This is a genomic window from Hymenobacter sp. ISL-91 (assembly GCF_018613725.1).
GTDB lineage: Bacteria > Bacteroidota > Bacteroidia > Cytophagales > Hymenobacteraceae > Hymenobacter.
This window is the reverse complement of the sequence record NZ_JAGGPS010000008.1, coordinates 217,868-224,680: the sequence shown is the minus strand read 5'-3', so window position 1 is coordinate 224,680 and position 6,813 is coordinate 217,868. Positions and strand designations below refer to the sequence as shown.

Below are 6,813 nucleotides of genomic sequence, written 5' to 3'. Positions count from 1 at the left end.
TACTTATGCAACACTACTTAAAGGCTATCAGCTAACAGCTCAAAAGAAGTTACCAGATTTTGGCGCGCTCCTGCTCTTTGCGGACCATTTTCGCGGGCTCTTTGCAGCCGAAAGCCTCGTAGAACTCGGGCATGTTCATGAGCGGGCCATTGGTGCGGTACTGGGCCGGCGAGTGCGAGTCGGTGAGCACCTGCTGGCGCAGGTATTCGGGGCGGGCGTTGGTGCGCCACACCTGGGCCCAGGCCAGGAAGAAGCGCTGCTCGGGCGTGAAGCCGTCGTAGCGAATGGGCGGGGTGCTGCCGTACTTCTGCTTGAGCTGCTTCTGGAGAGCCGAGTAGGCCAGGGCCAGCCCGCCGAAGTCGGCCAGGTTCTCGCCCATCGTCAGCTTACCGTTCACAAACACCGAATCCAAGGGCGAGAAGGCCGAATACTGAGCGCCCACCATATCGGCGCGCTTCGTGAACTCGGTGGCGTCTTCCTTGGTCCACCAGTCGCGCAGGTTGCCCTGGGCGTCCGACTGCCGGCCCCGGTCATCGAAACCGTGCGTGATTTCGTGGCCGATGACGGCGCCCATGCCGCCGTAGTTCACCGCGTCGTCGGCGTTGGGGTCGAAGAAAGGCGGCTGCATGATGCCGGCCGGGAATACGATTTCGTTGAGCGAGGAGTTATAGTAGGCGTTTACCGTGGGCGGCGTCATGCCCCACACCGAACGGTCGATGGGCTTGCCGTAGCGGCTCACGTTGTCCTTGCTTTCCCACTCGCGGGCGGCCAGCACGTTCTGCAGGTACGACTCGCGCGAAATATTGAGGGCCGAATAGTCCTTCCACTTATCGGGGTAGCCGATTTTCACGGTGAACGAGTTGAGCTTCTTCATGGCCTCCTCCTTGGTGGCCGGGCTCATCCACTCCAGCGCCTGAATATGCTCGCCCATGGCTTCCTTGATGTTGGCGACCATCTGCTGGGCCTTCACCTTGGTTTCGGGCTTGAAGGCCTTATCCACGTACAACTGCCCGAAGGCCTCGCCCAGCGAGCCGTCGGTGGCTCGCAGCATACGTTTCCAGCGCGGCTGCTGCTGTTTGGCCCCGCTCAGCACCTGCTGAAACCGGAACTGCTCATTCACATAGGCCTGGGGCAGAGCCGAAACCACAGAGTTCACCAAGTGCCAGCGCAGATAGGTTTTCCAGTCCTGCAGCGGCTCCTGCACCAGGGCCGCGTTGGCTTCCTTCAGAAACTCGGGCTGGCCCACAATCACCTCCTGGGCCGCAGCCAGGCTGAGGGCGGGCAGCATGGCGGGCAGGTTCAGGTTTGGAAACTGCTTGCTGGCCTCGGCCACGCTCATCTTGTTGTAGTTGGCGTAGGGGTCGCGCATAGCTACGCGGTCTTTGCTGGCTTTAGCCAAGCGGGTTTCGAGCCGCAGCACCGTAGCGGCACTTTTAGCGGCTTCGGCGGGCGTGCTGCCCATCATCTTAAAGGTGTTGTTGAGGTACACCAGATAAGCGGCCCGAATAGTTTTCGAGCGCGAATCGTCCTTCAGATAATAGTCGCGGTCGGGCAAACTCAGGCCGCCCTGACTCAGGTAGAGGGCGTACTCGTCGCTCTTTTTGCGGTCCTGGTTCACGCCCAGCCCAAACACCGAGCGGGTTTGCAGCTGCTGGGCCCGCACGAGGCCCATCTGCAGGTCCTTCAGGTTCTTGATGCTGCTGATGCGGTTCAGCTCGGGGTTGAGGTATTTGAGGCCCGCCTTCTCAATGGCCACCGAGTCCATGGCCGAGGCGTAGTAGTCGCCCACCTTCTGCAGGTTCGAGCCTTTCGTAGCCGTTGTATTAGCTGCCGACTCCTCCAGAATCTGGCGCATCACGGCCTCGTTCTGGTTGATGAGCCCATTCCAGGAACTCCAGCGCGACTCGGCGGCCGGCACCGGGTTGTTCTTCAGCCAAGTACCCGAAGCATACTGGAAGAAATCTTCGCAGGCCGACACCGAGGGGTCGATATTGGCCGGGTCGAGGCCCACGCCGGGCATAATGGGGCCGAGTTGGGCGGTAGGCTCGGCCATCGGCGCGGCGCCCGGGGTAGTGCTGGCCGTGGTAGCCGGCGTGCTGCTTGCGCAACTGCCTAGGGCAAAGCCAGCGGCCGTGCCAAGTGTAAGAAGCAGGGTACGTTGAGTGGTCATAGTGGTGGAAATTGGAGGGTTATGAGGTGGATTAAGAAGTGAGAACTGTCATGCTGAGCGCAACGGAGCGGAGTCGAAGCATCTCTACCGTAGTGGTAATTCTATTGTCAGCAACGAAGCACTAGAAATGCTTCGACTGCGGCTGCGCCTTCGCTCAGCATGACAGTTCTTTCATCATCCGTTATGGTGCTACCAGATCTTCGCCCGCTCGGCTTCGGGGCGCACCATTTTCTGGCCGGGCTGGCAACCGAAGGCCTGGTAGAACTCGGGCATGTTCATGAGGGGCCCGATGGTGCGGTACTGGCCGGGCGAGTGCGGGTCGGTGAGGATTTGCTGGCGCAGGGCTTCGGGGCGGATGTTGGTGCGCCGCAGCTGGGCCCAGCTCAGGAAGAAGCGCTGCTCGGGCGTAAACCCATCAATGAGCGGGCGTTTACCCTTGCCGTAGGTTTTATCAAGCTGCTTCTGGAGGGCGGCGTACACAATGGTGAGGCCCGCAAAGTCGGCCAGGTTTTCGCCCATGGTCAGCTTACCGTTCACGTACACCGAATCGAGCGGCGAGAAGGCCGAGTACTGGGTGCCCACGATGCCGGCGCGCTTGGTAAACTCGGCCGCGTCGGCCGGTGTCCACCAGTCGCGCAGGTTGCCTTGCGAGTCGTATTTGCGGCCCGAGTCGTCGAAACCGTGCGTGATTTCGTGGCCCATTACGCCGCCAATGGCGCCGTAGTTCACCGCGTCGTCGGCCGCAGGGTCGAAGAAGGGCGGCTGCAGGTAGCCAGCCGGGAACACGATTTCGTTCATCGGCGGGCTGTAGTAAGCGTTAATAGTGGGCGGCGTCATGCCCCACTCGGTGCGGTCAATCGGCCCGCCAAACTTGCTCACGTTCTGCCGAAAGCTCCACTGCCGGGCGGCCAGCACATTTTTCAGGTATGACTCGCGCGAGATGCTGAGGGCCGAGTAGTCCTTCCACTTGTCGGGGTAGCCGATTTTCACCTGCAGGGCGGCCAGCTTTTTCAGTGCTTCCTGCTTGGTGGGCGCGCTCATCCAGGTATTGGTCCGGATGTGCTCGGCCATCGATTCGCGGATATTGGCCAGCATATCCAGCGCCTTCTGCTTGGCGTCGGGCGGGAAGGCCTCATCCACGTAGAGCTGCCCAAAGGCCTCGCCCAGAGTGTTGTCGGTGGCGCTCAGCATGCGTTTCCAGCGCACTGGCTGCTGCCGGGCCCCGCTTTGCACCTGGGCAAACCGGAAGGCCTCCTCTCCAAAGGCCTTGGGCAGCGCCGAGGTCAGCGACGATACCAGCTGCCAGTCGAGGTAGGTTTTGAGCTCGGCCACCGGCGTCTGTTTCAGCACGTTGCTCAGCTCCTGGAAGAACTCCGGCTGGCCCACAATTACCTCGGCGGCCGCGCCCAGGCCGTTGGTTTTCAGCAGCGCGGGCAAGCCCATGTTGGGGAACTTCTGGTTGGCTTCGGCCAGCGTCATCTTGTTGTAGCTGGCGTAGGGGTCGCGCAGGGCCACGCGGTCCTTGCTGGCTTTGGCCAGGCGGGTTTCGAGGCGCAGCACTGCCTTGGCTTTGGCGGCGGCGGCCGTTTCGCTTTCGCCCAGCAGCTTAAAGGTGTTGGTGAGGTACTGCACGTAGGCGGTGCGCACGGCCAGCGAGCGGGCGTCGCTCTTCAGGTAGTAGTCGCGGTCGGGCATGCTCAGGCCGCCCTGGCTCATGCTCACCACGTACTGGCTGCTGTTTTTGCGGTCGGGCGTGACGCCGGCCCGAAAGAACGCGCCGGTGCCCAGCGTCTGCTGGCGGGCAATTTCGGCACGCACGCCGGCCAGGTCGCGGATGGCGGCAATGCGGGCCAGCTCGGGCTTGAGGTATTTGAGGCCGGCCTGTTCGAGGGCTGTCGAGTCCATGCCCGAGGCATAGAAGTCGCCCACTTTCTGGCGGTTGCTACCGGGGGCAGCAGCGCGGTCGGAGGCAGCGTCTTCGAGCAGCTGGCGCAGGCGGGCCTGGGTGCGGTCATTCAGCAGGTTGCGCGGGCCCCAGCTGGAAGCGTAGCCCGGCACCGGGTTGTTGCGCAGCCAGTTGCCGCCCGAAAACTGAAAAAAGTCCTCGCAGGGTTCTATTGAGCGGTCAATGTCGGCCAGGTTGATGCTGCGGCCGGGGCCCAGGTCCTGAACGGCGGCGGTAGGCGTTGAGGCGGCGGGGGCAGTTTGGGTAACGGCCGCGGGCTGGGAAGTAGCGCAACCGGCCAGCGCCAGCATCAAGGCCGCTGCCCCGGCGCGGTGAGGGGTAGAAAGTTTGTTCATGCAGGAAGATAAAGAGAATGCGTAGGATAAGGTCGCGATTTTGCTTGGCAGGCTGCAAGCCAAGTTCGCCACTAGCCTGTAGAACGATGTAGGGGCGGGGCTTGCCCCCGCCCGCCGTTAAACGATAATCGTTGATACGGTGTGAACGGCGGGCGGGGGCAAGCCCCGCCCCTACATCGTTCTACAGCCTCGGTTTGGCTCGCTCGTACTGCACCGGCCACTGCACGTCGGCGCCTAACTCGTGAGCGGCATGCAGCGGGAAGTAGGCATCGCGCAACGACTCACGGCCTAGCAGTACTACGTCGGCCTGGCCGGAAGCCACGATTTCCTCGGCCTGTCGGGCATCGGTGATGAGGCCCACGGCGCCAGTGGCCAGGCCGGTTTCGCGGCGCACCTGCTCGGCAAAGCGCACCTGGTAGCCGGGGCCCACCGGAATGTCGGCCTTTGGTACGTTGGCCGCCGTCGAGCAGTCGAGTAGGTCTACGCCGGCGTCCTGGAGCAGGCGGGCCAGGCGCACCGAGTCGTCGCCGGTCCAGCCGCCTTCGGTCCAGTCGGTGGCCGAAATGCGCACCCACAGCGGCCGGTCGGCGGGTAGTTCGGCGCGGGCGGCCGCCACCACTTCCAGCAGCAGCCGCACGCGGTTCTCAAATGAGCCGCCATACTCGTCGGTGCGCTCATTGCTGAGCGGCGACATAAACTCGTGTAGCAGGTAGCCGTGGGCGGCGTGCAGCTCAACCACGTCGAAACCAGCCCCTACGGCCCGGCGGGTGGCTTGCCGGAAGTCCTCGACAATCTGGGCTATGCCGGCTATATCCAGGGCCTCGGGGGTGGGGTAACCGGGGCCAAAGGCCAGGGCACTGGGGCCCACGGTAGTCCAGCCGCCCTCGTTCGGGCCCAGCGCTTTACCCCCTTTCCAGGGACTGCTGTGGCTGGCTTTGCGGCCGGCGTGGGCCAGCTGAATGCCCGAAGCGCCGCCCTGGGTGCGGATAAAGTCGGTGATGCGGCGCAGGCCGGGCACGTGCTCGTCCTGCCAGATGCCGAGGTCGTCGGGGGTGATGCGGCCGGCGGGCGCGACGGCAGCCGCTTCGAGCAGCACCAGCCCGGCCCCGCCCACGGCCCGCGAACCCAAATGCACAAGGTGCCAGTCGGTACTGAAGCCGTTTTCGGAGCTGTACTGGCACATGGGCGAGATGACGAGGCGGTTGCGGAGCATAAGGCCGCGCTGGGTGAAGGGCTGAAACAAGTGGATCATGTGACGTACTGAGGGTAAAACCGGGGTGAAAATAAACGGGCTAAAGCCAGTGTTATAACAAAATGGGTCGTAAACGTTTTATTCGCCGCCGCTGGCTCTCCTACGGTCAACCGGCTCCGGCAATCAATCCGCTTCTCTAATTTGCTCTCCCGATGCGTACCATTAAAACCGTTCATCAGGCCCAAAACGCCCCCATTGCCGACCTGACGACCTACCGGGCGCTGCCCACCAACTCGCTGCAGCACCTCGACCCGTTTCTGTTTCTCAACCACCACGGCCCGCAGGTATATCCGGCCAACAACCGGGGCCTGCCCTTCGGACCGCACCCGCACCGGGGCTTCGAAACCGTTACGTTTATCCTGGAAGGTGACATTATGCACCAGGATTCGGGCGGGCACCGCAGCGTTATCGGGCCAGGCGGCATCCAGTGGATGACGGCCGGCCGGGGCCTGATTCACTCTGAAATTTCGTCCGACGAGTTCAAGCAAGCCGGCGGGCCACTGGAAATTCTGCAACTCTGGATCAACCTGCCCGCCCGCCTCAAGATGACCGAGCCCCGCTACATCGGTCTGCAGGAGCCGCAGATTCCGGCTGTTTCGCTCGATGAAGGCCGCGTAACTGTGCACGCCGTGTCGGGCGAGTGGGCCGGTAAGGCGGGGGCCGTGCAGCCGCTCACCGATATGGCGCTGGCCACCGTTAATTTCCGGCAGAACGGCCGGCTGCACCTGCCGATTGCAGCCGCACGCACCATTTTCTGCTACGTCATCCGGGGCCGCGTACGCGTGAATGGGCAGCAGGCCGAAGCCCGGCAGCTGCTGGAGTTCAACCCCGACGGCAACGAGCTGCAGGCCCAGGCCCTGACCGACGATACTGTGCTGCTGCTGGGCCACGCCGCGCCACTGCGTGAGCCTATCGTGGCGGCCGGACCTTTCGTGATGAACTCCGAAGCCGAAATCCGGCAGGCTTACCAGGATTATCAGGCGGGCCTTTTCGGTACCTGGACCGAATAGATAAGACAAACGGCCAAAAGGCAGGCGAGGGAAGCGTAGGCTGAAACCAAAATGATTGCGCACAATCATTTTGGTTTCGT

4 protein-coding genes are annotated in these 6,813 nt (G+C 63.0%); 1 reads left to right on the top strand and 3 read right to left on the bottom strand.

Annotated elements, in window-relative coordinates; translation table 11 throughout:
- Positions 1-49: 49 nt before the first annotated feature.
- The 3 genes from J7E24_RS04580 to J7E24_RS04570 form a co-directional block, all read right to left on the bottom strand.
- Entirely contained in the window at positions 50-2,170 is a 2,121-nt protein-coding gene (locus tag J7E24_RS04580) for a M13 family metallopeptidase (protein ID WP_215135593.1), read from the bottom strand.
- A 189-nt stretch (positions 2,171-2,359) separates the two neighbouring features.
- Positions 2,360-4,471, bottom strand: coding sequence for a M13 family metallopeptidase (locus J7E24_RS04575; RefSeq protein ID WP_215135591.1), 2,112 nt, complete (start codon positions 4,469-4,471; stop codon positions 2,360-2,362).
- Positions 4,472-4,652: 181 nt separating this feature from the next.
- A complete protein-coding gene (locus tag J7E24_RS04570) occupies positions 4,653-5,723 on the bottom strand; it encodes an NADH:flavin oxidoreductase/NADH oxidase (RefSeq protein ID WP_215135589.1) in 1,071 nt (356 codons plus the stop codon).
- A 152-nt stretch (positions 5,724-5,875) separates the two neighbouring features.
- On the opposite strand from J7E24_RS04570, the gene J7E24_RS04565 reads away from it, so the two are divergent.
- Complete coding sequence (locus tag J7E24_RS04565; RefSeq protein ID WP_215135587.1) at positions 5,876-6,733, top strand: pirin family protein; 858 nt, start codon at positions 5,876-5,878, stop codon at positions 6,731-6,733.
- Positions 6,734-6,813 lie beyond the last annotated feature (80 nt).